At 72.9% G+C, this 25,519-nt stretch carries 23 protein-coding genes; 13 read left to right on the top strand and 10 right to left on the bottom strand.

What is annotated here, in order from left to right:
• Window positions 1–18: 18 nt before the first annotated feature.
• Entirely contained in the window at window positions 19–657 is a 639-nt protein-coding gene (locus AB0K00_RS14665; protein WP_363520441.1) for a hypothetical protein, read from the bottom strand.
• A 172-nt stretch (window positions 658–829) separates the two neighbouring features.
• Here AB0K00_RS14665 and AB0K00_RS14660 point away from each other — a divergent pair, with 172 nt between their 5' ends.
• Entirely contained in the window at window positions 830–1,465 is a 636-nt protein-coding gene (locus AB0K00_RS14660) for a response regulator transcription factor (RefSeq protein WP_363520438.1), read from the top strand.
• Between the two features lie 28 nt (window positions 1,466–1,493).
• Here the strand turns inward: AB0K00_RS14660 and soxR are convergent, their stop codons facing one another.
• Window positions 1,494–1,952: a redox-sensitive transcriptional activator SoxR gene (soxR, locus tag AB0K00_RS14655; RefSeq protein WP_363520435.1), complete on the bottom strand. Its 459-nt coding sequence runs from the start codon at window positions 1,950–1,952 to the stop codon at window positions 1,494–1,496.
• Window positions 1,953–2,047: 95 nt separating this feature from the next.
• Here soxR and AB0K00_RS14650 point away from each other — a divergent pair, with 95 nt between their 5' ends.
• Complete coding sequence (locus AB0K00_RS14650; RefSeq protein WP_363520432.1) at window positions 2,048–2,425, top strand: NmrA family NAD(P)-binding protein; 378 nt, start codon at window positions 2,048–2,050, stop codon at window positions 2,423–2,425.
• A 24-nt stretch (window positions 2,426–2,449) separates the two neighbouring features.
• Here AB0K00_RS14650 and AB0K00_RS14645 read toward each other — a convergent pair whose 3' ends face one another.
• Window positions 2,450–3,790 carry an FAD-binding oxidoreductase gene (locus AB0K00_RS14645; RefSeq protein WP_363520430.1) on the bottom strand — a complete coding sequence of 447 codons (1,341 nt, stop codon included), beginning with the start codon at window positions 3,788–3,790 and terminating at the stop codon, window positions 2,450–2,452.
• A 177-nt stretch (window positions 3,791–3,967) separates the two neighbouring features.
• On the opposite strand from AB0K00_RS14645, the gene AB0K00_RS14640 reads away from it, so the two are divergent.
• Complete coding sequence (locus AB0K00_RS14640) at window positions 3,968–4,855, top strand: RNA polymerase sigma-70 factor (protein ID WP_363520427.1); 888 nt, start codon at window positions 3,968–3,970, stop codon at window positions 4,853–4,855.
• Between the two features lie 49 nt (window positions 4,856–4,904).
• Here AB0K00_RS14640 and AB0K00_RS14635 read toward each other — a convergent pair whose 3' ends face one another.
• The 3 genes from AB0K00_RS14635 to AB0K00_RS14625 form a co-directional block, all read right to left on the bottom strand.
• Window positions 4,905–5,735 (bottom strand): hypothetical protein, encoded by an 831-nt coding sequence (locus AB0K00_RS14635; RefSeq protein ID WP_363520424.1) that lies wholly within the window; start codon window positions 5,733–5,735, stop codon window positions 4,905–4,907.
• A complete protein-coding gene (locus AB0K00_RS14630) occupies window positions 5,732–6,286 on the bottom strand; it encodes a SigE family RNA polymerase sigma factor (RefSeq protein WP_363520422.1) in 555 nt (184 codons plus the stop codon). Before AB0K00_RS14630 ends, AB0K00_RS14635 begins: the two co-directional genes overlap by 4 nt.
• A gap of 78 nt (window positions 6,287–6,364) precedes the next feature.
• Window positions 6,365–6,922: a MarR family transcriptional regulator gene (locus AB0K00_RS14625; protein ID WP_363520420.1), complete on the bottom strand. Its 558-nt coding sequence runs from the start codon at window positions 6,920–6,922 to the stop codon at window positions 6,365–6,367.
• Window positions 6,923–6,981: 59 nt separating this feature from the next.
• Between AB0K00_RS14625 and AB0K00_RS14620 the strand changes: the two genes are divergently transcribed.
• Together AB0K00_RS14620 and AB0K00_RS14615 are read left to right on the top strand one after the other, a co-directional pair.
• The gene (locus tag AB0K00_RS14620) at window positions 6,982–7,875 is read left to right on the top strand and encodes an ABC transporter ATP-binding protein (protein ID WP_363520417.1); all 894 of its coding nucleotides are present in this window, start codon (window positions 6,982–6,984) and stop codon (window positions 7,873–7,875) included.
• Window positions 7,872–9,476 carry an ABC transporter permease gene (locus tag AB0K00_RS14615; RefSeq protein ID WP_363520414.1) on the top strand — a complete coding sequence of 535 codons (1,605 nt, stop codon included), beginning with the start codon at window positions 7,872–7,874 and terminating at the stop codon, window positions 9,474–9,476. The genes AB0K00_RS14620 and AB0K00_RS14615 overlap by 4 nt, the downstream gene beginning before the upstream one ends.
• A 62-nt stretch (window positions 9,477–9,538) precedes the next feature.
• Here the strand turns inward: AB0K00_RS14615 and AB0K00_RS14610 are convergent, their stop codons facing one another.
• Window positions 9,539–10,540: a DMT family transporter gene (locus AB0K00_RS14610; RefSeq protein ID WP_363520412.1), complete on the bottom strand. Its 1,002-nt coding sequence runs from the start codon at window positions 10,538–10,540 to the stop codon at window positions 9,539–9,541.
• 73 nt (window positions 10,541–10,613) lie between these two features.
• On the opposite strand from AB0K00_RS14610, the gene AB0K00_RS14605 reads away from it, so the two are divergent.
• Together AB0K00_RS14605 and AB0K00_RS14600 are read left to right on the top strand one after the other, a co-directional pair.
• Window positions 10,614–11,543 carry a LysR substrate-binding domain-containing protein gene (locus tag AB0K00_RS14605; protein WP_363520410.1) on the top strand — a complete coding sequence of 310 codons (930 nt, stop codon included), beginning with the start codon at window positions 10,614–10,616 and terminating at the stop codon, window positions 11,541–11,543.
• A gap of 112 nt (window positions 11,544–11,655) precedes the next feature.
• Window positions 11,656–13,887, top strand: coding sequence for a molybdopterin oxidoreductase family protein (locus AB0K00_RS14600; RefSeq protein ID WP_363520407.1), 2,232 nt, complete (start codon window positions 11,656–11,658; stop codon window positions 13,885–13,887).
• A 25-nt stretch (window positions 13,888–13,912) separates the two neighbouring features.
• Here the strand turns inward: AB0K00_RS14600 and AB0K00_RS14595 are convergent, their stop codons facing one another.
• Both AB0K00_RS14595 and AB0K00_RS14590 read right to left on the bottom strand, forming a co-directional pair.
• Entirely contained in the window at window positions 13,913–14,608 is a 696-nt protein-coding gene (locus tag AB0K00_RS14595; protein WP_363520405.1) for a hypothetical protein, read from the bottom strand.
• Between the two features lie 210 nt (window positions 14,609–14,818).
• Entirely contained in the window at window positions 14,819–17,203 is a 2,385-nt protein-coding gene (locus AB0K00_RS14590; protein ID WP_363521029.1) for a phosphoketolase family protein, read from the bottom strand.
• A 388-nt stretch (window positions 17,204–17,591) separates the two neighbouring features.
• Here AB0K00_RS14590 and AB0K00_RS14585 point away from each other — a divergent pair, with 388 nt between their 5' ends.
• Entirely contained in the window at window positions 17,592–18,845 is a 1,254-nt protein-coding gene (locus AB0K00_RS14585) for an HDOD domain-containing protein (RefSeq protein WP_363520402.1), read from the top strand.
• A gap of 33 nt (window positions 18,846–18,878) precedes the next feature.
• Here AB0K00_RS14585 and AB0K00_RS14580 read toward each other — a convergent pair whose 3' ends face one another.
• Complete coding sequence (locus AB0K00_RS14580) at window positions 18,879–19,898, bottom strand: zinc-dependent alcohol dehydrogenase family protein (protein WP_363520400.1); 1,020 nt, start codon at window positions 19,896–19,898, stop codon at window positions 18,879–18,881.
• 200 nt (window positions 19,899–20,098) lie between these two features.
• On the opposite strand from AB0K00_RS14580, the gene AB0K00_RS14575 reads away from it, so the two are divergent.
• The 5 genes from AB0K00_RS14575 (at window position 20,099) to fxsT (ending at window position 25,380) form a co-directional block, all read left to right on the top strand.
• On the top strand, window positions 20,099–20,935 hold the full coding sequence (locus tag AB0K00_RS14575) for a universal stress protein (protein WP_363520398.1): 837 nt from the start codon (window positions 20,099–20,101) through the stop codon (window positions 20,933–20,935).
• 143 nt (window positions 20,936–21,078) lie between these two features.
• Window positions 21,079–21,315, top strand: a complete 237-nt coding sequence (locus AB0K00_RS14570) for a hypothetical protein (RefSeq protein ID WP_363520395.1) — start codon at window positions 21,079–21,081, stop codon at window positions 21,313–21,315.
• A 32-nt stretch (window positions 21,316–21,347) separates the two neighbouring features.
• On the top strand, window positions 21,348–22,454 hold the full coding sequence (gene amcB / locus AB0K00_RS14565) for a cyclophane-forming radical SAM peptide maturase AmcB (protein WP_363520392.1): 1,107 nt from the start codon (window positions 21,348–21,350) through the stop codon (window positions 22,452–22,454).
• Between the two features lie 7 nt (window positions 22,455–22,461).
• Window positions 22,462–22,650: a hypothetical protein gene (locus AB0K00_RS14560; protein WP_363520389.1), complete on the top strand. Its 189-nt coding sequence runs from the start codon at window positions 22,462–22,464 to the stop codon at window positions 22,648–22,650.
• Between the two features lie 12 nt (window positions 22,651–22,662).
• On the top strand, window positions 22,663–25,380 hold the full coding sequence (gene fxsT, locus AB0K00_RS14555; RefSeq protein ID WP_363520387.1) for an FxSxx-COOH system tetratricopeptide repeat protein: 2,718 nt from the start codon (window positions 22,663–22,665) through the stop codon (window positions 25,378–25,380).
• Window positions 25,381–25,519: the final 139 nt, after the last annotated feature.

Here is a 25,519-nt window from a genome sequence, read left to right as displayed (position 1 = left end):
GGGTCGGGTGCGCGCCGCTCAGGCGTTGACGAGTCCCTTGCCGGTCTGGTCCGGGACGGCGAAGCCCTTGCTGCCGGGGGTCGCGGCGGCGTGGATGAGACCCGCGGCGCCGAGCAGGAGCAGCAGTCCGGCGGCGCCGTACGCGACGACGGCGGCCTGGCCGGCCTTCACGCCGAACTCGCTGAAACCGTACGAGGTGAGCAGCAGCCCGCGCAGCGTCTCGCCCTTGAACACGGTCTCCCGCGCGGTGGTGGCGTCGGCGAGCTGCTGCTGCAGGCCCGCCACCGCCGGGTCGTCCTTGGGCAGCGCGGCGATCTTCGCCTTCAGGTCCGTCTGCACGTCGCCGAGCTGCGCGTACGTCTTACCGCCCGCGATCGACTTCAGATGCAGCCCGATGAACTCGTTGGCGTAGCACTCCGCCTGCTTACCGGTCGTCAGCTGCTGCCCCGCGTACCGCACCAGGCACGCCGACTCCTTCTCCTCGGCGGTCATGGTGCCGGCGGTCTTGAACGTGATCTGCTGCTGGCCGAGCTGGTCCTTGACGTAGTCGTTGGCGAAGTTGGCGTTGCTGGTCAGCACGATGCCGGCGACCAGCAGCAGCCCGGCGAGGACGACCAGGCCGAAACCGACGAGGATGTCGAGCGTCTTGCGCTTCATGGCGTGCCCTCCGGGGGCGTCGATGGGGTGCCGCTGTGTTCCGCCATCAGCCTCTGGCACCGCGCCGACGCACCACAGAGGACAACCACCCACGTCGAAGGGGCATCGGTCCCGCCACCGCCAGGACCTTCGGCCCGGTCGCGGCGGCCCGCGCTGAGGTACAAAGGTTCGTATGATTCGGGTATATCTGCTGGACGACCACGAAGTTGTCCGTTTCGGGCTGCGCGAGATGCTGGAGCGCGAGGGCGACATCGAGGTCGTCGGCGAGTCGGGTTCAGCGGTGGACGCCACCCACCGGATTCCGGCGCTGCGCCCGGACGTCGCGGTCCTCGACGGCCGGCTGCCCGACGGCAGCGGCATCGACGTCTGCCGCGACGTGCGCTCCGTGGACCCGTCGATCAAGGCGCTGATCCTCACGTCGTATGACGACGACGAGGCACTGTTCGCCGCCATCATGGCCGGCGCGTCGGGGTACGTGCTGAAGCAGATCCACGGCACGGACCTCGTCGACGCGATCCGGCGGGTGGCGGCCGGCCAGTCGTTGCTGGACCCGGCGGTCACGACGCGGGTGCTGGACCGCATCCGGAACGGGCCGGAGCAGCCCGACGAGCTGAAGAGCCTCACCGACCAGGAGCGCAAGATCCTGCTGCTCGTCGCGGAGGGGTTGACGAACCGGGAGATCGCCGAGCGGATGTTCCTGGCCGAGAAGACCGTGAAGAACTACGTGTCCAGCCTCCTGGCCAAGCTCGGCCTCGAACGCCGTACCCAGGCCGCCGTCCTCGCGTCCCGCCTGCTCAACAAGCACTGAGCCGCGGCCATCGCCCCGGCGGACGGCGTCATCGCAGCCGCGGGAGGCGGCGGGCGCCAGGGCCTTCGCGGCCGAGGACGTCGCGGGGATTGGTCAGGTGGCAGGACCGCAGCGACAGGCAGCCGCAGCCGATGCACTCGGTGAGGTCGTCGCGCAGCGCCTGCAGCTGCGCGATGCGCGCGTCGAGCTCGGCCCGCCACAGCATGGACAGGTGCGCCCAGTCCTCGCGGGTCGGGGTGCGTTCGCTCGGCAGCTGGTCCAGGGCGTCCCGGATCACCGCGAGGGCGATGCCGACGTGCTGGGACGCCCGGATGAAGGCGACCCGGCGCAGCGTGTCGCGGCTGAACCGGCGCTGGTTGCTGGCGGTGCGGGTGCTGCGGATGAGGCCGTGGCGCTCGTAGAAGTGCAGGGCGGAGATCGCGACGCCGCTGCGGTCGGCGACCTGGCCGACGGTGAGTTCGTGGAAGGTGGTGCGGGGCCTCGGCATGGCTCGACCGTAGCGCTTGACCTGAACCTTGGTTGAGGCCAGAGGATCGGGGTCGTCGAGCCGTTGCGATCCGCTGCGATCAAGGGAGTCCGCCCGTGACCACCGTTCTCGTTGTCGGCGCCATCGGGAAGCAGGGCGGCGCCGTCGCCGAGCTGCTGCTCCGCCACGGCCATGACGTCGCCGCCTACGTGCACCTCGTCTACTCGTCGGTACGCGGCGCCGGCCGGATGGTCGAGACCGACATTGCCCACGCGGACAGCAAGCAGCTGGTCGAGGCGTACCTGCGGGCCCGAGAGGTCCGCGCGACCGTGCTCGGGCCCGTGTACTTCATGGAGAACGTGCTCAACGTCGGGTTCAGCCGGCTCACCGACGGCGTGCTGGCCAACCCGCTGTCCGCCGGCAAGCCGCTGGGCCCGCACGGTCGACTGGGACCGCGTCCTGCACAGCCCGACGCCGGTGTGAGCCCGGTGTGAGCCCGGTGTGAGCATCGTGCGGGCCTACTGCGGCCGGACGTTGTGGTTGCCGGCGAACAGGTTGGCGGGGTCGTACCGGCGCTTGACGGCCGCGAGCCGCTGATACGTGGGCGCCGGGTAGATCGCGGCCACGTCCTCCTCGGTGGCCGAGGCGAGGAAGTTCGCATAGGCGCCGCTGGTGTGCGGTGCGAGCCGGCGCCAGATCCCTTCCAGCCCCGGCCGGGCGGCGTCGATGACCGGCGCCGGGCCGGCGACCGTGGTCGCGAACATCAGCTCTGCGGCGCGGTGCGCGTAGGCGGTGGCGTCGGCGGGGACGCGGGAGACCGCGCCGCCGACGCTGCGCACGGCGATGAACGGCGGCCGCTGCGACGCCCCGACCTCGGCGAGGATGTCCAGGACCGCGGGCACCGCCGCCCGGTCGGCGAACGCGCTGCGGGTGACCAGCTGGATACCGGGCGGCGGGGTCACGCCGTCCACGAGCGTGTCCGCGTACGGTGTCAGCGCGACGTCGTCCTCCAGCACCGTGCCGAGCCGGCGGATCGGGTCCAGGGCCTGGGCCGCGAGCCGCTCGTCGTCACCGTCGAACACGACGTGGATCTCGATCGGCGCCTCGGGTCCACCGGCGAACGGGTTGGCGAAGCTCACGATCGAGCTGAGCTCCTCCGGGGCGGTACGCAGATGGTCCGCCCAGCCCCGCAGCACGCCGGGCACCTCGGCCGCCGGGAACGTGATCCGGCCGTGGAAGACGTCCGTGGTCGGGTGCGCCGTGAACTCGAAGGCGGTCACGATCCCGAAGTTGCCGCCGCCGCCGCGGATCGCCCAGAACAGGTCCGGGTGCTCCAGCGCGCTCGCGCGCACCACGTCGCCGCCGGCGGTGACCACCTCCGCCTCGGTCACGTTGTCCAGGGCCAGGCCGTACTTCCTGACCTTCCAGCCGATGCCGCCGCTCAACGTCAGCCCGCCGACCCCGACGCTCTTGGTGTCGCCGGAGGAGATCGCCAGGCCGCGCGGCGCCAGGACGGCCGCAACCTGACCCCACGTCGCGCCGCCGCCGATGCGCACGCGGTGCCGTTCCGGGTCGACGATCTCCACGGTCGCGAGGTTGCTGAGGTCGATCACGACGCCGCCGTCGTTGGTACCGAAGCCCGCGAAGGCGTGCCCGCCGCCGCGCACGGAGAGCGGAAGTCCCGCCCTGGTGGCGAACCTGACGCCGGCCCGCACGTCCGCGACATCCTTGGGCCGCAGCACGACGGCGGGGCTCCCCGAGACCAGGATCGAGCTTCTCGCCGCCTCGTACGCCGCCGCGCCGGGTTCGATGATGTCGCCGCCGAATTCACGGCGCAGGGCTTCCAGCGTTGCACTCATGGGGATGGTTCCTTCCACGGGAGGAAAGTCCGGACCGCAGCGACCGGACGTCCATGAAGAGGCCGGCGACGACCTGCCTGTGACGGTGACGTACGCCACCGGCCGCGGCTGTCACACGGCGGCCGGCGCCGGCGTCTCGTGGGTGTGACCTCGAGACCGAGCGGGAAGGAGCCAGCGATGCAGGAGCCCAGCGAGCGCATGGCCGCCGCCACGGAGGCGTTCGTCGCCCACCGCAACCTGCTGTTCACCGTCGCCTACGAGATGCTCGGCTCGGCCGCCGACGCCGAGGACGTCCTGCAGGAGACCTGGCTGCGGTGGGTCGGCGTCGACCTGGACACGGTGCGGGACCACCGGGCGTACCTGGTCCGGATCACCACCCGTCAGGCGCTGACCCGGCAGCGGACGCTGCGCCGGCGCAAGGAGTCCTACGTCGGCCCGTGGCTGCCCGAGCCGCTGCTGACCGCGCCCGACGTGGCCGAGGACGTCGAACTCGCCGACAGCGTCTCGATGGCGATGCTGCTGGTGCTGGAGACGCTCACGCCGACCGAACGGGCCGTGTTCGTCCTGCGGGAGGTGTTCGACCTGGCCTACGACGAGATCGCCGAGGCCGTCGACAAGAGCCCGGCCGCGGTCCGCCAGATCGCGCACCGCGCCCGGGCACATGTCGCGGCCCGCCGGCCGCGTGGGGTCGTCTCCGCGGCCGAGACCCGGGACGCGCTGGGGGCGTTCCAGCGGGCGGTCGAGACCGGTGACCTGCAGCGGCTGCTCGACATCCTCGCCCCGGACGTCGTCCTGGTCGGCGACGGCGGCGGCGTCGCGCGGGCCGCCCTGGTGCCGCACGTGGGCGCCGGCGCGGTGGCCGAACTGCTGGGCAGGATCGCCGACGTGGTCGAGCTGCAGCCGGCCCAGGTCAACGGCTACCCGGCCCTGATCTTCTGGCGCGACGGCAAGGTCGACACCGTCATGGCGCTGCGCATCGACGACGGCCTCATCTCCGGCCTGTACGCGGTGCGCAACCCGGAGAAGCTGTCGTTCATGCAGCGGGAGACGACCCTGTCCCGCTGACGTGGACGGCCTGGCGAACCGCGTCAAGCACGCTTGACGCGGGGCCGGGTCACGGGAACTGCAGCATCGCCGGGTTGAGGGCGAGGGCCGCGATCTGCTGGGTGGTGAACGGCAGGGTCGGCAGCGCCGGCTTCACCCTCGGATGCCGGTTCTGGACGCCGTCCAGCGGGGCTTCCGTGCCGCCGGTGGCCAGGCCCTGGCTGGCGGTGACGGTCAGCAGGCCGCCGGTCAGGCGGCGGGTGGCACTGATGTGCCGGCCGCCCTCGTCGGACCAGGTGCGCACCTCGACGCTGACGCCGTCCGCGGTCACCACCTCGCACGACCCCGGCAGGCACTCCTCCGCGGCCGGCGCCGACGAGGCCCAGATCGCCGCGGTGAGCATGCCCTCGCCGCCGCCGGACTGCAGCAGCAGGCCGCCGAACGCGACGTTGAGCAGGCCGTTGGCCGGTGCGGGGAACTGCGCGTTCGGCAGCACGGCGGTCGGGTCGAAGTCCTTGCCGTAGCTGGTCGGGTAGTCCTCGGTGGTGTAGCCGGCGGGGATCGCGGCGAGCAGCAGCCCGCGCATCGTCGCGCCATGGGTGTACGCGGCTCGCGCGGCCGGCGTCTCCTTCGCCACTGCGACCGGCGCGGAGGTCGGTGCGGCGGTCGGTGCGGCGACGGCCGGTGGTGGCTGCTGCGCCGGGGTGTCCACCGGTGCCGGGCGCAGCGCCAGCGCGCTGCCACCGGCCGCGACGACGAGGACCAGCGTCCCCACCCCGGCCGCGACGGTGGCCCGGTGCCGGCCCGCGGACCGGCGGGCCGCGGCGAGCACGGCCGCGCTGTCCGGCGGTGGCGGCGAGGCGCTCAGCAGGTCGTCGCAGATGTCCTTGACGTCGTTCATCGGTGCCCTCCAGGGGTCTCACGCAACGCGATGTGGCCGTCGGTGCCGATCGACGCCCGCAGGCCGGCCAGGCCCCGGGACGTCTGACTCTTCACCGTGCCGGTCGAACAACCGAGAACGTCGGCGACCTGCTCCACCGACAGGTCCGCCCAGAACCGCAGCACGAGCACCGCCCGGTGCCGTTTCGACAGCCCCATCAGCGCCCGCTGCAGCAGCAGCCGCTCGTCGGGTCCTGGGCCGTCCGGGACGGCGCCGTCCAGATCCGGGCTCTCCGGCGGGGTCGACAGCTCCCGGCGCCAGGGCCGGCGCCGCTCGTCGAGGAACGCCCGCAGCAGCACCTGCCGGGCGTACTGGTCGAGCACGTCGTGCCGCTCGAGCCGGTGCCACACCCGGTACAGCTTCGTGAACGTGATCTGGGTCAGATCCTCCGCGAGGTGCCAGTCGCCGCACAGCAGATACGCCGTGTGGTGCAGCACCGTGCCCCGGGCGGCGTAGTAGGCGACGAAGTCCTCGTCGACGCTCCGCCGGCCGATCGGCCACAGCAAGCCCATCCGTCCTCCTCGGTCGCAGATAGACACGGGGCGACCGGGTGCGGCGGTTCCCTCACATCGCGGCGGAAAGTCCGGGGGTCACCAGGGGCGGACCGTGGAGTCGGCGACCGCCGGGCCGGTGGCCTCGGGCGGGGGCTGTCCGGCCTTGGCGGCCTTGACCGCGGCCCACTGGTCCAGCAGCGACGGCATGTTGTCCTGGATCCAGTCGTAGAAGTCGCGCATCCCGGCCAGCCTCGCGCCGGCGACGGTGTCGGGGCCGCCGGCCGCGGCAGCGCCCTCGCCGGCCGCGTCGGCGAGCGTCTTGAGCAGCGTCATCTTGGCGACGGTCACCTCGTACCAGGAATCGTCGACCAGCCGGTAGCGGTCCCGCCGTGACCCCGGGATGTGCTCGCGGGTGAGCATGCCGAGCTGCCCCAGGTAGCGCACGGCGCCGGAGATGGCGGCGGGGCTGGCGCCCAGCCGGTCGGCGAGCTCGCCGGCGCTCAGGGACCGCTCGTCGGCGGCCATGAGGGTGAAGACGACCCGGCCGGCCATGCGCGGGAAGCCCCAGTCGCCGAGGAGCCTGGCCATGTCCTCGACGAAGGCGCGTAACGCGGCCTCGTCGCGCTGCGGTCGCTGGGGCATCTGCGGTTCCATCCGTCAATTGTCCAACACGTACTTTCACACTTGTGTGAAACGAGTGTAGCGTCTGAAGCATGGAAAATTCCATTTCGGTCGCCGGACTGATCAAACGGTTCGGCCAGACCACAGCGCTGGACGGTCTCGACCTGACCGTCGCGCAGGGCGAGGTGCACGGATTCCTCGGTCCCAACGGGGCGGGCAAGACCACCACGATCCGGATCCTGCTCGGCCTGCAGCGCGCCGACGGCGGCACCGTGCGCCTGCTCGACGGCGATCCGTGGCACGACGCCGTGTCGCTGCACCGCCGGCTCGCCTACGTGCCCGGCGACGTCACGCTCTGGCCGAACCTGTCCGGCGGCGAGGTCATCGACCTGCTCGGGCGGCTCCGCGGCGGCCTCAACCCGGCCCGCCGCGACGAGCTGCTCGAGCGCTTCGACCTCGACCCACGCAAGAAGGGCCGGGCCTACTCCAAGGGCAACCGGCAGAAGGTCGGCCTCATCGCCGCCCTCGCCTCCGACGTCGAGCTGCTGCTGCTCGACGAGCCGACCTCCGGGCTCGACCCGCTGATGGAGGAGGTGTTCCGGCAGGTCATCGCCGAGGAGAAGCATCGCGGCCGCACCGTGCTGCTGTCCAGCCACATCCTGTCCGAGGTCGAGGCCCTCTGCGACCGGGTCAGCATCATCCGGCAGGGCAAGACCGTCGAGACCGGCACCCTGACCCAGCTGCGGCACCTGACCCGCACGTTCATCTCCGCCGAGCTGAGCACGCCGCCCAACGGCCTGGCCGACCTGGCCGGCGTACACGACCTGCACGTCGAGGCCAACCAGGTGCGGCTGCAGGTGGACTCCGCCCAGCTCGACACCGTGCTGCGGCAGCTGACGTCGCACGGCGTGCGCAGCCTCGTCAGCCAGCCGCCGACGCTCGAGGAGCTCTTCCTGCGCCACTACGAGACGGAGCCGGCGAAATGACCGCCTTCACCGGCACCGGTTCCCTCGCCCGGCTGATCGTGCGCCGCGACCGCGTGCTGCTGCCGATCTGGATGCTGTTCCTGGCCGTCCTGCCGCTGTCCCTGGCGTCGGGCACGGCGACGCTGTACAAGACCGACGCCGAACGGCAGGGCTACATCAACGACCTCGGCAGCAGCCCCCTGCTGCTGCTCTTCTACGGCCCGAAGCCCAGCGACCCCAACCTCGGCGCGCTGATCTTCTGGCGCGCCGCGACCGGCATGGTGATCATGGCGCTGATCGGCGTGCTGTTCGTCATCCGGCACACCAGGGTCGAGGAGGAGGCCGGCCGGCGCGAGCTGCTCGGCGCCACCGTGGTCGGCCGGCACGCCGCCGTCGCCGCGGCGCTGGCCACCATGACCGGCGCGAGCCTGATCGTCGGCGTGCTCGTGGCGCTCGGCATGATCAGCCAGGACACCCCGGCCGCGGGCGCCTTCGCCATGGGCCTGGCCTGGGCGTTCGCCGGCATCCTGTTCGGCGCGATCGGCGCGGTGACCGCCCAGCTCAGCGAGGGCGCCGGCGCGGCCAGAGGCATCGGCATCGCCGTGCTCGGCATCTCGTTCGGCGTACGCGGCGCCGGCGACGTGACCAGCGGACTGTCCTGGCTGTCCTGGATCTCACCGCTCGGCTGGATCTACAACGTGCACGCCTACGCCGGTGATCACTGGTGGGTGTTCGGCGTCATCATCGTCGCCACCCTCGCGATCACCGCCCTGGCGCTGCGCCTGTCCGCGCGCCGCGACGTCGGCGCCGGGCTGCTGCCACCACGCCTCGGCCCCGCGTCCGCCGCCCCGAGCCTGTCCAGCCCCCTCGCCCTGGCGTGGCGGCTGCACCGCGGATCGCTGTTCGGCTGGCTCGTCGGCCTCGGCATCGTCGGCGGGCTGCTGTTCGGCGGGGTCGCCAAGACCTCCGCCGACCTCCTGGCCGACAACGAGGAACTCACCAAGATCATGCAGCGCATCGGTGGCGCGTCCGGGGCAGCCGACGTGTTCCTCGCCGGCACGCTCGGCCTCGGCGCGATCGCCGTCGCCGCCTACGGGATCTCCGCCGCGCTGCGGATGCGCACCGAGGAGGCGGCCCTGCGCAGCGAGGCCTTGCTCGCCACCGGCGTGAGCCGGCTGCGGTGGGCCGCCAGCCACCTGGTCTTCGCGTTCCTCGGCCCGACCGTGGTCATGCTCGTCACGGGCCTGGCCGCCGGGCTGTTCTACGGCGCGACCACCGGCGACATCGGCCGGGAGGTCCCCCGCGTGCTGGGCGGCGCGCTGGTGCAGCTGCCCGCCATCTGGGTCCTCGCGGCCCTCACCGTGGCGGTCTTCGGGCTGGCCCCCCGCCGGGCGCCCGCGATCGGCTGGGCGGCGCTGTCGGTGTGCGTGGTCCTGGGCCAGATCGGCGCCGCACTCCAGCTGAGCCAGGCGCTGCTGGACGTGTCCCCGTTCACCCACATCCCGCGCGTCCCCGGCGGGCCGGTGACGGTGGTGCCACTGCTGATCCTCACCGTCATCACGGTCGCGCTGGTCGCGGCCGGTCTCGCGGGCTTCCGCCGGCGCGACGTCCCCGTGACCTGACCCCCTGACGACTGTCCCCCGGCGCCGGCCGCACCCAGCCGGCGCCGGCTTTCGCCCGCCGCCTACGAGCCGGTCTGGACCGGGACGTCCGCGGGCTGGGTCCGTGACGGGGCACGCGCGGCGTGTTCGGCCGTTCCGGATGCTGGTTTGGGGCGGCTCGCGGTCTGGAGCACGGCGGCGGAGGACAGCACCAAAGCGGCGCCGGCGAGTTGGAGCGGGGTGAGGGACTCGCCGAGGGTCAGCGCGGCCAGGGCGGTCGTGACCACCGGTTCGAACGTGGACAGGATGGCGGCCGTGGACGGGCCGGTGCGTTGCAGGCCGGCGAAGAAGGTCAGCATCGCCGCGACCGTGGACACGACGGCGATGCATGCCAGCCAGAACCATCCCGCCGGCCGGAAGGTCAGGTCGACGCCGCCGGTGAACGTGGCGCGGGCGGCGAGTGCGCCGGCGGCGCCGGTCATCACCAGCGCCGACAGCACGACGGGTGGCAGCCGGTGCACGATGGTGTCGGCGACGAGGATGTACACCGTGTAGACGGCCGCCGAGCCGAAGCCGAGCAGCGCCCCGAGCGGGTGGAAGCTCGCGCCGCCCGCGCCGGCCAGGACCAGCAGCGTGCCGGCCGACGCGGCCACCAGCGCGGCGGCGCGGCGGGCGGTGAGGCGGTCCCGGCCGAGCAGCACCGCCGCGACGGTGACGAGGACCGGGTACGTGTAGAGGATCAGCGACAGCAGCGACGCGTCCATCAGCCGCAGCGCGGAGAAGAACAGGCTCGCCTGCGCCGCGTAGCCGATCGCGCCCAGCCCGATCGCGGTGGCCAGCACCCGGTGGGCCGGCAGCCGGCGGGTCGGCGCCTGATCCGCGGGGCCGGCTGAGCGCCGTCCGCCGGGCGCCGCGCGGCGCAGGTCGGGGCGCAGAAGCAGGACCGCCCCGAGCAGCGCGGCCGCGAGGGTGAAGCGGACCAGCAGCAGGGCCGAGGGTGAGACGCCGGCGTCGTAGGCGAACTTGCCGAAGATTGCCAGCGCGCCGAAGCACGCCGCGGAGACGAGACACAGTGCCGGACCCATGCGGTCGAGCATCGGCCAGAACACCGTGCGGGTCCAGCGATGAATCCCGGTGCTGATTCGTTAGGATTCCCGCATGGTCGCGTTGGATCTGCGGCGCCTGCGGTTCCTGCGCGAGTTCGAGGAGCGGGGCACCCTCGCCGCGGTCGCCGCGGCCCTCGGCTACAGCCCGTCCACGATCTCGCAGCAGCTGGCGCTGCTGGAGAAGGACGTCGGCAGGCCGCTGCTGGAGCAGGCCGGCCGGGGCGTACGTCTCAACGACGCCGGGCGGCTCCTGGCCCAGCACGCGCGGATCCTGCTGTCGGCGGCCGAGGCGGCGGAGGCCGACCTCGCCGGGCTCGGCGGCGACCTCCGCGGCACCGTGCGCGCCGGCGGCCTGCAGTCGGCGGCCCGCCGCCTGCTCGTGCCCGCCGTGGCCCGCATGCAGGCCGGCAGCCCGCAGGTCCGGGTGGAGATCTTCGAGCTGGAGCTCGAACAGGCCCTGCCCGGTCTGCGGCTGGGCGCGGTCGACCTGGTCATCGGCGACGAGTACGACGGTCATCCCCGCCCACGCCCGGCCGGGATGCGCTTCTCGGTCCTCCTCGAAGAGCCGATCAGGGTGGTGCTGCCGGCGAACCATCCGCTCGCGGTGTCCGGCGCGCCCGTCGCGATCAGCAGCCTGCGCTCCGACGTGTGGACCTCGTCCGCCGAAGGGACCGGCCACCATGCGATGGTCGTCGGCACCTGCCGGACGCTCGGCGGCTACGAACCCGACGTCCGGCACCGCTCCAACGACGCCGACGTCCAGCTCGAACTCGTCCGCGCCGCCGGAGCCGTCGCCCTGATGCCGCCGCTCGCCCTGCCGGCCGGCGACACGGGGCTCGCCGTCCGCGACCTCGCGGAGGCCACCCTCCAGCGCCGCCTCGTCACCGTCACGCGCGACACCCCGCCGGCTCCCGCGCTGATCGCATTCCTGTCGGCGGTGAAAGCGGCGGCGGTGAAAGCGGCAGCAACGACAGCGGCCTGAACGACGCCCGGCCACCGCCAGCCAGCCGGGGGACGACGGCAGCGCTTGCTGGGACCGCGTCTCACGGGTGAAGCTGACAACGACGATCCTCGACCAACGACGGTGAGGCACGATGAACGCGACCCGCACGGCATACCGGACCTGCCCGCTGTGTGAGGCCGTCTGCGGTCTCGAGCTCACCGTCATCGAGGACCGGATCACCGCGGCCCGCGGCGACCGGGACCACGTCCTCAGCGCCGGCTTCATCTGCCCGAAGGGTGCCACGTTCGGCCAGGTGGTGCACGACCCCGACCGCCTGCGGCGGCCGCTGCTGCGCGGCGCCGACGGCGAGCACCACGAGGTCACCTGGGACGAGGCATTCGCCGCGGTCGAGGCCGGGCTGACCGGCGTGGTGTCCCGGCACGGGCGCGACGCCGTCGCCGTCTACCTGGGCAACCCCAACGTGCACACGATGGCGGGACCGCTGTACGGCGGCCCGCTCGTCAAGGCCGTCGGCAGCCGCAACGTGTACTCCGCCAGCACCGTCGACCAGATGCCGAAGCACGTGTCGTGCGGTTACCTGTACGGCAACCCCGACGCGATCCCGGTGCCCGACGTCGACCGGACCGACCTGCTGGTCCTCATCGGCGCGAACCCCCTGGAGTCCAACGGCAGCCTGTGCACGGCCCCGGACTTCCCGGGCCGGCTCGCCGCCGTCCAGGCCCGCGGCGGGCGGTTCGTGGTCGTCGACCCGCGGCGGACCCGTACCGCCGCGATGGCCGACGAACACGTCTTCATCCGGCCCGGCGGTGACGCGCTGCTGCTGTTCGGGCTCGTCCACACGCTGTTCGACGAGGACCTGGTCGCGCTGGGCCGGCTCGACGGGCACGTGCGCGGCGTCGAGCAGGTCGAGGTCCTCGCCAAGGACTTCGCACCCGAGGTCGTCACGTCGCGCTGTGGCGTGCCGGCCGCCGACATCCGCCGGCTCGCCCGGGAGCTCGCGGCCGCGCCCGCCGCCGCCGTGTACGGCCGGATCGGCACCTGCACGGTCGAGTTCGGCACCCTGACCAGCTGGCTGGTCGACGTCGTCAACGTCCTCACCGGCAACCTGGACCGGCCGGGCGGGGTGATGTTCCCCCTCGCCCCGCACGCCCGGCAGAACCAGCGGCCGGGCGGGAAGGGCTTCCGGGTCGGGCGGTGGGCCAGCCGGGTGCGAGGGCTGCCGGAGGTCAAGGGTGAGCTGCCGGTCGCGACGCTCGCCGACGAGATCACCACGCCCGGCGACGGGCAGGTCCGGGCCGTCGTCACCGTCGCGGGCAACCCGGTGCTGTCGACGCCGAACAGCGGCCAGCTCGACGAGGCGCTCGCCGGGCTCGAGTTCATGGTGAGCGTCGACCCGTACCTCAACGAGACCACCCGGCACGCCGACGTGATCCTTCCACCGACCGACCCCGCCCGGGTCGGGCATTACGACTTCGCGTTCCTGACCCTGGTCGTGCACAACATGGCCGCGTACTCCCCGCCGGTGCTGCCGAAGGACCCCGGCGGCATGGACGAGAGCGACATCCTCGCCCGGCTCACCCTCATCGCGGCCGGCCAGGGCGGCACGGACGTGGCGGCCGGGCACGAGCACCTGCTGGCGCAGCTGCTGCGGCGCGCCGCCGACGACCCGGACTCGCCGGTCGCGGGCCGGCCCGTGGCGCAGCTGCGGGACCTCGTCGACGGCGACGGCCCGGCCGAGCGCCTCCTCGATGCCCGGCTGCGGCTCGGCGCCTACGGTGACGGGTTCGGCGCCGAACCGGACGGGCTGACGCTGCGCAGGCTCCTCGACCACCCGCACGGCCTGGACCTCGGGCCGCTCCAGCCACGGATCCCGGAGGTGCTGCGGACCCCGAGCGGGCAGGTCGAACTGTGCCCCGAGCCCGTCGCCGCCGACGTCGACCGGCTGCGGGCGGCCCTCGACCGCCCCAGCGACGGCCTGGTCCTCGTCGGCCGGCGGCACCTGCGCTCCAACAACAGCTGGATGCACAACGTGCCGGCGCTGATGAAGGGCCGCGACCGGTGCACGCTGCAGATCCACCCGAGCGACGCGACAGCGCTGCGGCTCGCCGACGGCGCCCAGGCGACCGTCGCCTCCCGGGTCGGCACGCTCACCGTCGCCGTCGAGATCACCGACACGGTGATGCCGGGCGTGGTGAGCCTGCCGCACGGCTGGGGGCACGGGGCGCCCGGGACCCGGATGCCGGTCGCGGCCGCCAGCCCCGGCGTCAACAGCAACATCCTCACCGACGACCGGGCCATCGACCCGCTGTCGGGCAACAGCGTCCTCAACGGCATCCCGGTCACGGTCGTCCCGACCGCCTGATCTGCGCGAGCTGCCGGCACCGGCTTCACGTGTGGTACGGCAGCTCCACGGTGAGGTGGGTGCCGCTGCCGGGCGGGCTGTCGACGTGCAGTATGCCACCGAGCGCGGTGATCCGGGCGGCGAGCAGGACGATGCCGCCGCCGATGACCGGTTGCGCGCCGCCGGCGCCGTCGTCGCTGACCGCGATCTGCACCGTCGGGCCGTGGCGGCGCACCGTGACGATCGCCCGCCGCGCGCCGGCGTGGCCGACGACGTTGCCGAGCGCCTCACAGATCACCGCGTAGGCCGTCGAGACCGCCATCGGCGCGGCCGGCACGGCGTCGACGGTCACCTGGACGGTCAACGGCACGGCGGCGGCGAGCCGGCGCACCGTGGCGTCGAACGCCGCCAGGTCCGGCACCGCCGGATCGCCGGCGAGCGCCAGCTCGCACAGGTCCCGCAACGCGTGCCGTAACGCCGTCTCGGCCCGGGCCGTCAGGGCCCGCACGGCCGGGTCGGTGGCGGCGCGGGTCGCACCGATGACGGCAGATAGTTCCCGCGCCCGCCGGTCGACGGTGTGGGCCGCGTCGGCATCGGATCCGTTGCCACCGGTCGCGCGGCCGGACTCGAGTTCGCGCAGCCGCGCCAGCAGCTCCGCGTACCGCCGGGCGGACCAGCTCCGCCGCCGGCGCAACGCCGCCGCCCCGGACCCGAACCACAGCCCGATCGCGCCCACCCCCATCGCCCTCTCCAGTCCCTGATCCGCGCCCTCCCATCAAGAAGCGGGACACCGCGCCGCCGTGTTACGCCGCGGGATCCACTCCCGCGGCACGGCTGACGGATCGTCTGGAAGACGTGGGGCAGGACCACCACCGGATCGAGCACAATGGACGGTCGCCGACGCACGACCGGCCCCGGCGGCACGCGTCCGCCGCCCGGGCCGGTACGGCGGTCATCCGCGTGTTGCCCAGTCGCCGAGGGTCCAGTCGCGGACCTCGGGCATGTCCTCGAGGTGCTCCACCACGTACGTCTCGTGTTCGGCGAGTTTCTGCTCGCACCATTCCTTGAGTTCGGTGGCGCCGCGGGGCAGCCGCTTGGCGTTGTTGATGGCGTCCATCACGAGGTGGTAGCGCGACGCGCGGTTGCGGACCGTCATGTCGAACGGGGTCGTGGTGGTGCCCTCCTCGATGAAGCCGCGGACCCGGAACCGGTCCGCGTCGGGCCGGCCGTGCACGAGCTGGTGGATCGCGCCCGGGTAGCCGTGGAAGGCGAAGACGACGTCGACGCGGTCGGTGAACAGCTCCGTGAACCGGGTCGGGCTCATCCCGTGCGGGTGGTCCTTCGGCCGTGGCAGTGTCATGAGGTCCACCACGTTGACGACGCGCACCTTGAGCTTCGGCAGCCGCTCCCGCAGGATCTGGGCCGCGGCGACGGTCTCCATGGTGACGACGTCGCCGGCGCACGCCAGGACGATGTCGGGATCGGTGCTGCCGTCGTCGGTGCCGGCCCAGTCCCAGATCCCGGCGCCCTCCGCGCAGTGCTCCACGGCCTCATCCATGCTCAGCCACTGCAGCTGCGGCTGCTTGTCGATGACGATGAGGTTGATGTACGACCGGGACCGCAGGCAGTGGTCGGCGACGGACAGCAGCGTGTTCGCGTCCGGCGGCAGGTACACCCGGGCCACGTCGCCACGCTGGGTCAGCACGACCTGGATGAGGCCGGGACCCTGGTGGGAGAAGCCGTTGTGGTCGTTGCGCCACGCGGTGGAGGTGAGCAGCACGTTGAGGCTGGGCACCTTCGCCCGCCACGACAGCCGCTTCGCCTCCTGCAGCCACTTGCCGTGCTGGACGGTCTGCGACGCCGACACCATCGCGAACGCCTCGTAGGTGGCGAACATGCCGTGCCGGCCGGTGAGCGTGTACCCCTCGAGCCAGCCGTGGCAGTTGTGCTCGGACAGCACCTCCATGACCCGCCCGTCGCGGCTGATCGCGACGTCGGTGTCGGTGACCCGCTCCATGAACGCGCGGTCGGAGACCTCGAACACGGCGCCGAGCCGGTTGCTGTTGGTCTCGTCGGGGCAGAACAGCCGGAACCGGTCGGGGTTGCCGCTGTACACGTCGCGCAGCAGCTCCCCGAGCCGCCGGGTCGATTCCGCGTGCGCACCGCCGGGCGTCTTCACCTCGACGGCGTAGTCGCGGAAATCGGGCAGGTCCAGGTCCCGGGTGAGCCGGCCGCCGTTGGCGTGCGGGCTGGCGCTCATCCGCAGGTCGCCGTCCGGCGGCAGGTCGCGGACGAGTGCGACGGGCGTGCCGGCGTCGTCGAACAGCTCCTCCGGCCGGTACGAGCGCAGCCACCGCTCCAGGATCGCCAGGTGCTCCGGGTTGTCCTTGACCCCGGACAGCGGCACCTGGTGCGAGCGCCACGTGCCGGTGACCTTGATGCCGTCGACCTCTTCGGGTCCGGTCCAGCCCTTCGGCGACCGCAGGACGATCATCGGCCAGTGCGGGCGCTTGCCGTCCCAGTCGCCGTCGCGGGCGGCGCGCTGGATCGCCCGGATCCGGCCCCACGCCTCGGCGAGGGTGGCGGCGAAGCGGTGGTGCATGCCGGGCAGGTCGTCGCCGCCGACCTCGAGGACCTCGTAGCCGTGGCCCTCCAGCAGGGAGCGGACCTCGGCCGGGTCCTTGCGGCCCAGCACGGTCGGCCCGGCGATCTTCGCGTCGTTGAGGTGCAGGATCGGCAGGACGGCACCGTCACGGGTGGGGTTGATGAAGGAGATGCCCTTCCACGAGCCTTCGAGGGGGCCGGTCTCGGCCTCACCGTCCCCGACGACCGCGACCGTGAGCAGGTCGGGGTTGTCCATGACGGAGCCGAACGCGTGCACGAGGACGTAGCCGAGCTCGCCGCCCTCGTGGATGGAGCCAGGCGTGGTCACGGAGACGTGACTGGGGATGCCGCCGGGACTGGAGAACTGCCGGAACAGCCGCAGCAGGCCCGCCTCGTCCTGCGGCACCGCCGGGTAGATCTCGCTGTAGGTGCCCTCCAGGTAGCCGGCCGCCACCAGCGCCGGACCGCCGTGACCGGGCCCGGCGAGGTAGATCGCCTCCTGGCCGGTCATCCGGATCAGCCGCGACACGTGCGCGTAGATCAGCGACAGCCCCGGGCTGGTGCCCCAGTGGCCGAGCAGCCGGGGCTTGATGTCCGAAGGTTCGAGGGGGCGGCGCAGCAGCGGGTTGCCCTGCAGGTAGATCTGGCCGACGGTGAGGTAGTTGTTCGCCCGCCACCATGCGTCCAGCTGCGCGACCTCGTCGTCACTGGGCCGGCCGAGCGCGTCGGTCAGGTTCTCATCGGTGGTGCGGTCCGCGACAGAGGTCACCGGACGTCCTTTCTGCGATATGCGTGATCAGGGCCGTGGTCGTCAGGTCAGCAGTCCATCCCGGGCATACCCGCCCGACGCTACGCCGCGCGCGGGCCGCGCGCCGCGTGGATGGGGTGAGACGGTCGCGGCGGCACAGGTCAAGGATCGCGTGGCCGCGGAGCCCGGCGGCAGGGCCGGTGGTCACGCCGCGACGGGCCGAGGGTCCTGTCCCCCGTCCGGCCAGGGGCGGCGGCCGGCCGGTGTACCGCGATCAGCGAGGTTCGCGCACGGTCGGCCGTCGCCGCCGGATGCCACCGCCGGTCACCATTGGTCACGCAAGGTGTTCGCACACACACGGATCGGGAAATCCATGTCGCATGTCATCCCTGAGGTCGCCGATGTCCACGTCGGCCGCCAGGCGATCTACGACCGGCAGGGCGACATCGCCGCGTTCGAGCTGCTGTTCCGCAACTCGCCCGGGGCCCGGTCCGCGACGAACGGCGGGGCCCTGGCCACCAGCCAGGTGATGGTCGCCGCCTTCACCACCGTCGGCCTGGAGGAGCTCGCCGGCGGCCGGCCCTGCTTCATCAACCTCACCGCCGACTTCCTGCTCGGCGAGCTCCCGGTGCCGTTCGCCCCCGAACACGCCGTCCTCGAGGTGCTCGAGACGGTCGAGGTCGACGACCGCCTGGTCGCCGGCGTCGCCAAGCTGGTCGAGCGCGGGTACGTCATCGCGCTGGACGACTTCGTGTCCGGCTCGGGGCACGAGCGGCTGTTCGGCCTGGCGAGCTACGTCAAGGTCGACTTCCTGAGCACGACGGCCGCGCAGCGGCGGGCCATCCTCGACGTCAGGGCGGCCCACCCCCACCTGCGGTTCGTGGCCGAACGACTGGAGACCGCGGCGGACGTCACCGAGGCGCACAAGCTCGGGTTCGAGCTCTTCCAGGGGTATGCGCTCAGCCGTCCGGCGGTCGTGACGGCCCGCACGCTGAGCGCGTCGCGGCTGCGCTGCGTCCATCTGCTCGGGCTGCTGATGGCGCCGGACGTCGGCTTGGACCGGGTCGTGTCCATCGTGTCGAGCGACCCGGCGCTGAGCTACCGGATGCTCCAGGCGGTCAACACCGCGGCGACCGGCACGGCGCACCGGGTGTCGTCGGTCCACGAGGCGGTCGTCATGCTGGGCACCGCGCAGATCCGCAACTGGGTGACCCTGATGCTGATCGGCGACCTCACGGAGGCGGGCGAGGAGCAGACGGCCGACATCCTCGTGCACGCGCAGCTGTGCAGGTTGATCGCCGAGAGCACCGGGCTGGCCGGCGACGAGGCGTTCACCGCCGGGCTGCTGGACGCCGTCGCAGGGCTGCTCGGGTTGCCGATCGAGGCCCTCGCCGGCAAGCTCCCCCTTGCCGCGATGGTCCGCGACGCGCTGCTGCACGGCACCGGCGCGCTCGGCGACGTGCTCGCCGCGGTCCACGCCCACGAACACGGCACCGCGTCCCCCACTTCCGCCGGTTCCGCGGTGGGCCTGGCCGGCATCGCGGGCATCGGCGGCGACATGGTGGTCCAGCAGCTGGCGGCGCTGGCCTGGGCCACGAAGACGGCGCAGGCCATCCGCTCCAACTGACGCCGCCGCGGGCGCCCAGTTCAGTGATCCGGCTCAGTGATCCGGCTGGGGGGTCAGGACGGCGGCGCCCTGCACCCGGTCCGCGGCGAGGTCGGCGAGCGCCCGGTCCGCCGCCGACAGCGGATACGGGGTGACGGTGACCTGCAGCGGGTGCTCCTGCGCGAACGCCAGGAAGTCGCGGCTGTCCTGACGGGTGTTGGCGGTGACGCTGCGCAGGGTCCGTTCCTGGAAGAGGTGATCGGCGTACCGCAACGGCGGGATGTCGGTGAGGTGGATGCCGGCCACCGCGAGGGTGCCGCCACGGTCGAGCGCCGACAGCGCGACGGGCACCAGATCGCCGACGGGGGCGAAAAGGATCGCGGCGTCCAGCGGCTCCGGCGGCGCCCCCGACGCGTCACCTGCCGACGCGGCGCCGAGGTCCAGCGCCAGTCGCTGGGCCTGCGCCGAGCGGGTCAGGACGTGCACGCTGGCGCCCTGCGCGATCGCGACCTGCGCCGCGAGGTGCGCGGACGCGCCGAAGCCGTACAGGCCCAGCCGGCCACCCGGCGGGAGCTCCGCCCGGCGCAGCGCCCGGAAGCCGATGATCCCGGCACACAGCAGCGGGGCGGCGTGGGCATCGTCGTACCCCGGCGGCATCCGGTAGACATAGGCGGCCGGCGCGACACAGTGCTCGGCGAACCCGCCGTCGGCGTCCCAGCCGGTGTACTGCGAGAACGGGCAGAGGTTCTCCGCCCCGGAACGGCAGTAGCGGCAGACACCGCAGGTGTGCCGCAGCCACGCCACCCCCACCCGGTCCCCCACCCGCAGGTCGCCGGTGTCCCCGCCCAGCTGCTCGACCTCGCCCACCACCTCGTGACCGGGCACGGCACCCTGCCGGTGCGGCGGCAGGTCACCCTCGGCCAGGTGCAGGTCGGTGCGGCAGACGGCGCACGCGCGGACCCGGATCAGCACCTCACCAGGCGCCGGCTCCGGCACCGGCAACGACGTCATCCGCAGCGGTCGCCCGCCGATCGGCCCCGGCCGCTCGACCTGCCACGCGGTCATCTGTCCCATCGGGCCATCCTGCCCACCACGGCGCACAAATCACCACGGCGGCAGAGGGCCTGCCGATCAGCGGCGGCCGGTGCCACGTGCCTGGTCGCGGTCGTGGTTGCGGTCGTCAAGCAGGTGACGGTGTTGCGGCCCTTCCGGCGGGGACGGCGCCGGGTCACTGTGGAGGATGTACCGCCCCTCACATCGTGAAGGAGGCCGTCATGACCATCATCATCCAACGGCCGGTGATCGCGGGCGTGGACGGGTCGCCGGCCGCACTCGGCGCCCTCCGCTGGGCCGCCGACGCCGCGGTCCGTCTCGGCCGGCCGCTGCGCATCACGCACGTGCTCGGCGTCCCCGGCCCGGCCGAGGAGATCACCGACGAGCAGGGTCTGGTGCTGGACGCCGCGGTCGAGGCCCGGCACCGGTATCCGGGGCTGCACGTGACGACCTCGACCTGGAGCGGCCAGCCGGTCCAGGTGCTACGCGAGCAGTCCAAGTACGCGGAGCTGGTCGTCGTCGGCTGGCACGGTCACGGCGGCTTCCACGCGCTGCTCGTCGGCTCCGTCGGCGGGCACCTCGCGGGGCACGCGTACTGCCCGGTGCTCGTCGTGCACCACGCCGAACGCTGGGCCGGCCCGGAGACCGCGCTGCCGACGCGCCAGCCGGTGGTCGTCGGCGCCGACGGCTCGCCGGGCGGCCAGCAGGCCCTGGAGCTGGCGTTCCGCGAGGCGTCCGTCCGCGGGGTGCCGCTGGTCGCGGTCCGGGCCTGGCAGCAGCCGGCGAGCCGGCTCGCCCGCCGCGCCGACCCGGACAGGGTCGCCGCCGAGCTCGCCGCCGACCTCGACCGGCTCGCGGACAAGGACCCCGCCGTCGAGCTGCGGCCGCGGGTGGTCCAAGGCGCGCCGGCGCAGGTCCTGCTCGACGAGTCGCGGGACGCGCTGATGATCGTGCTCGGCGCCTCCGGGCACGGTGGCCTCGCCGGCCTGCGGATCGGCTCGGTCAGCCAGCACGTGCTCGAACACGCCGACACCCCGGTGCTCGTCGCCAGGCACTGACGGTGGATGCGCCGGCCCGGCGTACCGGGCGGCGGCGGCGGGTGTTGCCGGGACGGGACGGCGGCCGGCCGTGTCGCCCCCCCCGTTCGCGTCACCGCAAAGCCGCCGGCCGCACCGACGAGGCGGCGGACCTGCACCGGGAGGTGCTGGCCGCGGCCGGCACCGGGAACGCGCTGCACACCGCGGCCGCGCACGAGGGCCTTGCCGCCGCGGTCGCCCGCCGGGACCCGTCCGCCGCCCGGCGGCACCTGTCGGATGCCCTGCGCGTCTACGCGGAACGGCAGATGCCCGACGCCGATCGCATTCGGCTCCTGCTCCAGCAGACGCCGGTGCCCGAGCGTTACCCGAATGGTCGAAGTCTGCGGCCTTCCGACCATTGACCTACGCCACTCGCGCTCGGCAGCCTTCGTGCATGGACTTCGACCGGTACGTCAGCCGAACGTTTCGGACTGTCGTTGTCCAGCCGACGTCTTTATGTACGTGGAGATGCGATTACTGCTATTTGCCCACGCGGGACCGCCGGCTGGAGATGTCCGTGGCGGTGGCCGAGGGCGTCGCGCGTGGCATCGCCGCCCAGGACAGCGACAGACGCGTTACCGTCGTATGGCACGGAGGTGAACCGCTGTCGCTGCGCCAGGACCGGTTCGAGCAGCTGCTGATGCCTTTTGCCGAGCTGCGCGCCGCGGGCCGCATTCAGCACGCGGTGCAGACCAACGCCGGGTTGCTCACCGACTCGTGGTGCGAGCTGTTCTCCGCACACGGGGTGTCCGTCGGTGTGAGCATCGACGGCCCGGAATGGGCGAACGCACAGCGACGCGACCAGGCCGGGCGCCCGACGTTCGACCGGGCGATGCGGGGCATCGCGGCGCTGAACCGCAACGGCCTGCCGTTCACGGTCATCGCGGTGATCACCGCCGACACCATCGGGAGGGCCGGCGAGATCATGCAGTTCTTCGAGGGGCTCGGCGCCCGGCGCGTCGGCTTCAACCTGGAAGAGCTCGAGGGCGTCAACACCCGCGCCTCCGGCATCGACCACACGGCCGCCGAGGAGTTCTGGCGGCAGCTGTTCCTGCGAAGGTCGGCCGGATCGGCGCTGCCGGTGCGCGAAGTCGACGGGCTGCTCACCTATCTTCGTTCGGTGCGCGCCGGCGACCGGTCGCCGCGGCCGCGATACGACCCGATCCCGACGGTCGCGTGGAACGGTGACACGGTCCTGCTGTCACCGGAGCTGGCCGGCGTCACGGCCCCGGAATACGGCGACTTCGTGGTGGGGAACGTGACCCGGGAGACGTTTCCGGAAATGCTCGGACGCGCGCATGACGTGCGGTATGTCGCCGAATTCGTCGAAGCGCTCGCTGAATGCGCCGCGACCTGCGAGTTCTACGACTATTGCCGCGGCGCGCAGGCGGGGAACCGCTACTTCGAACACGGCACGTTCCGGGCCACCGAAACAGCGTACTGCGTCAATACCCGTAAGGCGCTCGTGGGCGCGCTCAGCGATCTGACTACTCGCGCGTGAGGATCCGATGACGATTCTGGAAAAGCTGGCCGCGTCGAGGTCCGGCTTGCTCGCCGACCTCCTCGACGCCGGCACCGGCGAAGTCGGCCACCCTGTCGATGCCGCCGACTGGGACAACTTCAACAACTTCAGCGACTGGAACAAGTGGATTCCATGGTGGGACAAGAGCGACACCGATCCCGTGGTTCCTTGGTAGGGTCGCGCGGCGGTGAACGATCGCGGCGGGGCGCGGTGGCGGGTGGACGGCGCCGGCGTTCCGGAGGGTGGGGACTTCTTCTTCGTCAGCTATTCCAGGACCGACGACGCGTATGTCGCACGACTGATCGCGTTCCTGGGCGAGCAGGGCGTGTCGGCCTGGCACGACCGCGAGATTCCGACCGGGCAGCGGTGGCAGACCGTGCTGCGCCATTGCATCGAGGTGTGCGCGGGCGTGGTCGTGGTCATGTCCGCGGCCGCGTCGGCGTCGCGATGGGTGGCGATGGAGGTCAGCCACGCCAAGCTGGCCGGCAAGCCGATCTTCGGGCTGCGGCTGTCGGAGGAGCCGCTGCCGGAGGTGGCGGGGTCGCTGCAGATCGAGGACGTGCGTGGGCAGCGCATGCCGTCCGGCCCGTTGCTGGCGTACCTGCGCGGCTCGCTGACGCGACGGGTGCCGCTCAGGTACGCGGCCGGGGTGGTGCCGGACGCCGCGCACTGCTTCCAGCTCCGCCCGGTCGCCGACCGGATCGACACGGAACTGAGCGGCAGCGGCTCGGTGATCCTGATGGGCGGGTCGGCACGGATCCTGTCCGGCCTTGGCGGCGTCGGCAAGACCCAGCTGGCGGCGGCGGTGGCTCGACGGGCCCGCAACAACGCAGAGGTGGCGATCCTGCTGTGGATCATCGCGACCAGCCGGACCAACGTCGTGGCCGCCTACGCCGCCGCCGGGCAGCGACTGGCGGGTGCGGACGGCGACGACGTGGACGCGGCGGCGGCCCGTTTCCTGGAATACCTGGGGAACACCCGGGAGCGGTGGCTGATCGTGCTCGACGACCTGGGCGATCCGTCGGCGCTGGAGGGGCTGTGGCCGCCGCGGACCGCGACCGGCCGGGTCATGGTGACGACCCGGCGCACCGACGCCGCGTTGAGCACGCACGGTGACGTCGTGCCGATCGACGTGTTCACCCCGGCCGAGGCGCACCGGTTCCTGGTGGAGAAGCTGGCCGGCCACCCGAGCCGCGGCACGGACGCCGACGTTGCCGGCGTCGCCGCCGACCTGGGCTACCTGCCGCTGGCGTTGGCGCAGGCGGCCGCGTACATCGTCGATCTGGGCATCACCTGCGAGGGCTACCGGCGCCGGTTCGCGGACCGGCGCCGGACCATGGCCGACCTGGCTCCGGGCAGCCTCCCGGACGACTACCGGCTGCCCGTGGCGGTGTCGCTGTCGCTGTCGGTGGACGTCGCGGACGCGTTGCGGCCCGTCGGGGTGGCCCGCCCGCTCCTCGCCGCCCTGAGCGTGCTGGACCCGAACGGCCTTCCCGTCGAGCTGCTGTCCACGCCGGCGGTGCTGGAGCACCTCGCCCAGCACCGGAGCCCGGCCGCGCCGGCGGCCGCGGCCGTCGACGGTGACGACGCCCGCGACGCCCTCGCGGCCCTGACCCGGCTCAGCCTGGCCGGCGCCGGCGCGGGCCGGGTGACGGTGCACGGTCTCGTGCAGCGCAGCGTCCGGGAGCTGACGGACGCCGGCACGCTCGCCGACGTGATCAGGGCGGACGCGCAGGGCCTGCTCGACATCTGGCCCGAGATCGAGCGCGACCCGGTGCTGAGCCAGACGTTGCGCGACAACACGGCCGCGCTGCGCCGGCACGGCGAGGACCACCTGTGGCAGCGCGAGGCCCATCCGCTGCTGTTCCGGGCCGGTGCCAGCCTGGACACCGCCGGGCTCGCCGGTGCCGCCGTCGAGTACTGGGGCCGCCTGGCCGCCCGGTGCACCGACCTGCTCGGCGGCGACCACCCCGACACCCTGACCTCGCGCAACGACCTCGCCAACGCCTACCGGTCGGCGGGGCAGCTGCAGCGCGCGATCGAGCTGTCGGAGCAGACCCTGGCCGACCGGGTGCGGGTGCTCGGCAACGACCATCCCGACACGCTGCGGTCCCGCAACAGCCTCGCCATGGCGTACCGGTCGGCGGGGCAGCTGCAGCGGGCGATCGAGCTGTGCGAGCAGACGCTGGCCGACCGGACGCGGGTGCTCGGCGAGGACGATCCCTACACGCTGGGCTCGCGGAACAACCTCGCCAGCGTGTACATGTCGGCGGGGCGGCTGCAGCAGGCGATCGCCCTGTACGAACAGACCCTGGCCGACCGGATGCGGATCCTCGGCGAGGACCACCCGAACACCCTGACCTCGCGGAACAACCTCGCCATCGCCTATGCGGCAACCGGCCGCCTGGACGAGGCGATCACCCTGTACGAACAGACGCTGGCCGACCGGACCCGGATCCTCGGCGAGGACCACCCCAACACCCTGAACTCACGGAACAACCTCGCCAACGCCTACGCGGCGACCGGCCGCCTGGACGAGGCGATCACGCTGCACGAACAGACCGTGGCCGACATGGTGCGGGTGCTCGGCAGCGACCACCCCGTGACGCTGGGCTCGCGGAACAACCTCGCCTACACGTACTCCTCGGCGGGGCAGCCCGACCGGGCCGTCGCGTTGCACGAGGCGGTCCTGGCCGACCGGGTGCGGGTGCTGGGCCCGGACCACCCCGCCATCCTGTACTCCCGCGCCAACCTCGCCGGTGCCCTCGCGTCGGCCGGGCGGACGGAGCAGGCGATCGCCCTGTACGACGCGACGCTCGCCGACAGCATGCGGTTGCTGGGCCCCGGCAACGTCCTGACGACGACCCTGGCGAGCGAACTGGCCGCCCTGCGCGGACCCGCCTGACGGGCGCCGTCCGTCCGCCGCGTGCTCCCGGGAGCACGCGGCGGACGGGTGCTCAGCTGACCGTGACGGTGCTCAGCTGAGCGGGTCGGGCGGGTCGTCCAGCACGATGGTGGTGTGCAGGGTCGTGTCGTCGGTGGCG

The organism is Dactylosporangium sp. NPDC049525 (genome assembly GCF_040676755.1).
Taxonomy (GTDB): domain Bacteria; phylum Actinomycetota; class Actinomycetes; order Mycobacteriales; family Micromonosporaceae; genus Dactylosporangium.
This window is presented reverse-complemented; position numbering and strand designations above follow the sequence as displayed.

Excerpts from the sequence above, each read along its gene's own strand:
- AB0K00_RS14635 (WP_363520424.1), bottom strand. The coding sequence starts at position 5,735 with ATGAACGACGTCAAGGACATCTGCGACGACCTGCTGAGCGCCTCGCCG.
- AB0K00_RS14625 (WP_363520420.1), bottom strand. The coding sequence starts at position 6,922 with ATGGAACCGCAGATGCCCCAGCGACCGCAGCGCGACGAGGCCGCGTTA.
- amcB (WP_363520392.1), top strand. The coding sequence starts at position 21,348 with ATGGACTTCGACCGGTACGTCAGCCGAACGTTTCGGACTGTCGTTGTC.
- AB0K00_RS14560 (WP_363520389.1), top strand. The coding sequence starts at position 22,462 with ATGACGATTCTGGAAAAGCTGGCCGCGTCGAGGTCCGGCTTGCTCGCC.
- AB0K00_RS14665 (WP_363520441.1), bottom strand. The coding sequence starts at position 657 with ATGAAGCGCAAGACGCTCGACATCCTCGTCGGTTTCGGCCTGGTCGTC.
- AB0K00_RS14580 (WP_363520400.1), bottom strand. The coding sequence starts at position 19,898 with ATGGGACAGATGACCGCGTGGCAGGTCGAGCGGCCGGGGCCGATCGGC.
- AB0K00_RS14630 (WP_363520422.1), bottom strand. The coding sequence starts at position 6,286 with ATGGGCTTGCTGTGGCCGATCGGCCGGCGGAGCGTCGACGAGGACTTC.
- AB0K00_RS14605 (WP_363520410.1), top strand. The coding sequence starts at position 10,614 with ATGGTCGCGTTGGATCTGCGGCGCCTGCGGTTCCTGCGCGAGTTCGAG.
- AB0K00_RS14600 (WP_363520407.1), top strand. The coding sequence starts at position 11,656 with ATGAACGCGACCCGCACGGCATACCGGACCTGCCCGCTGTGTGAGGCC.
- AB0K00_RS14595 (WP_363520405.1), bottom strand. The coding sequence starts at position 14,608 with ATGGGGGTGGGCGCGATCGGGCTGTGGTTCGGGTCCGGGGCGGCGGCG.
- AB0K00_RS14610 (WP_363520412.1), bottom strand. The coding sequence starts at position 10,540 with ATGGGTCCGGCACTGTGTCTCGTCTCCGCGGCGTGCTTCGGCGCGCTG.
- AB0K00_RS14585 (WP_363520402.1), top strand. The coding sequence starts at position 17,592 with ATGTCGCATGTCATCCCTGAGGTCGCCGATGTCCACGTCGGCCGCCAG.
- AB0K00_RS14620 (WP_363520417.1), top strand. The coding sequence starts at position 6,982 with ATGGAAAATTCCATTTCGGTCGCCGGACTGATCAAACGGTTCGGCCAG.
- AB0K00_RS14575 (WP_363520398.1), top strand. The coding sequence starts at position 20,099 with ATGACCATCATCATCCAACGGCCGGTGATCGCGGGCGTGGACGGGTCG.
- soxR (WP_363520435.1), bottom strand. The coding sequence starts at position 1,952 with ATGCCGAGGCCCCGCACCACCTTCCACGAACTCACCGTCGGCCAGGTC.
- AB0K00_RS14640 (WP_363520427.1), top strand. The coding sequence starts at position 3,968 with ATGCAGGAGCCCAGCGAGCGCATGGCCGCCGCCACGGAGGCGTTCGTC.
- AB0K00_RS14645 (WP_363520430.1), bottom strand. The coding sequence starts at position 3,790 with ATGAGTGCAACGCTGGAAGCCCTGCGCCGTGAATTCGGCGGCGACATC.
- AB0K00_RS14660 (WP_363520438.1), top strand. The coding sequence starts at position 830 with ATGATTCGGGTATATCTGCTGGACGACCACGAAGTTGTCCGTTTCGGG.
- AB0K00_RS14615 (WP_363520414.1), top strand. The coding sequence starts at position 7,872 with ATGACCGCCTTCACCGGCACCGGTTCCCTCGCCCGGCTGATCGTGCGC.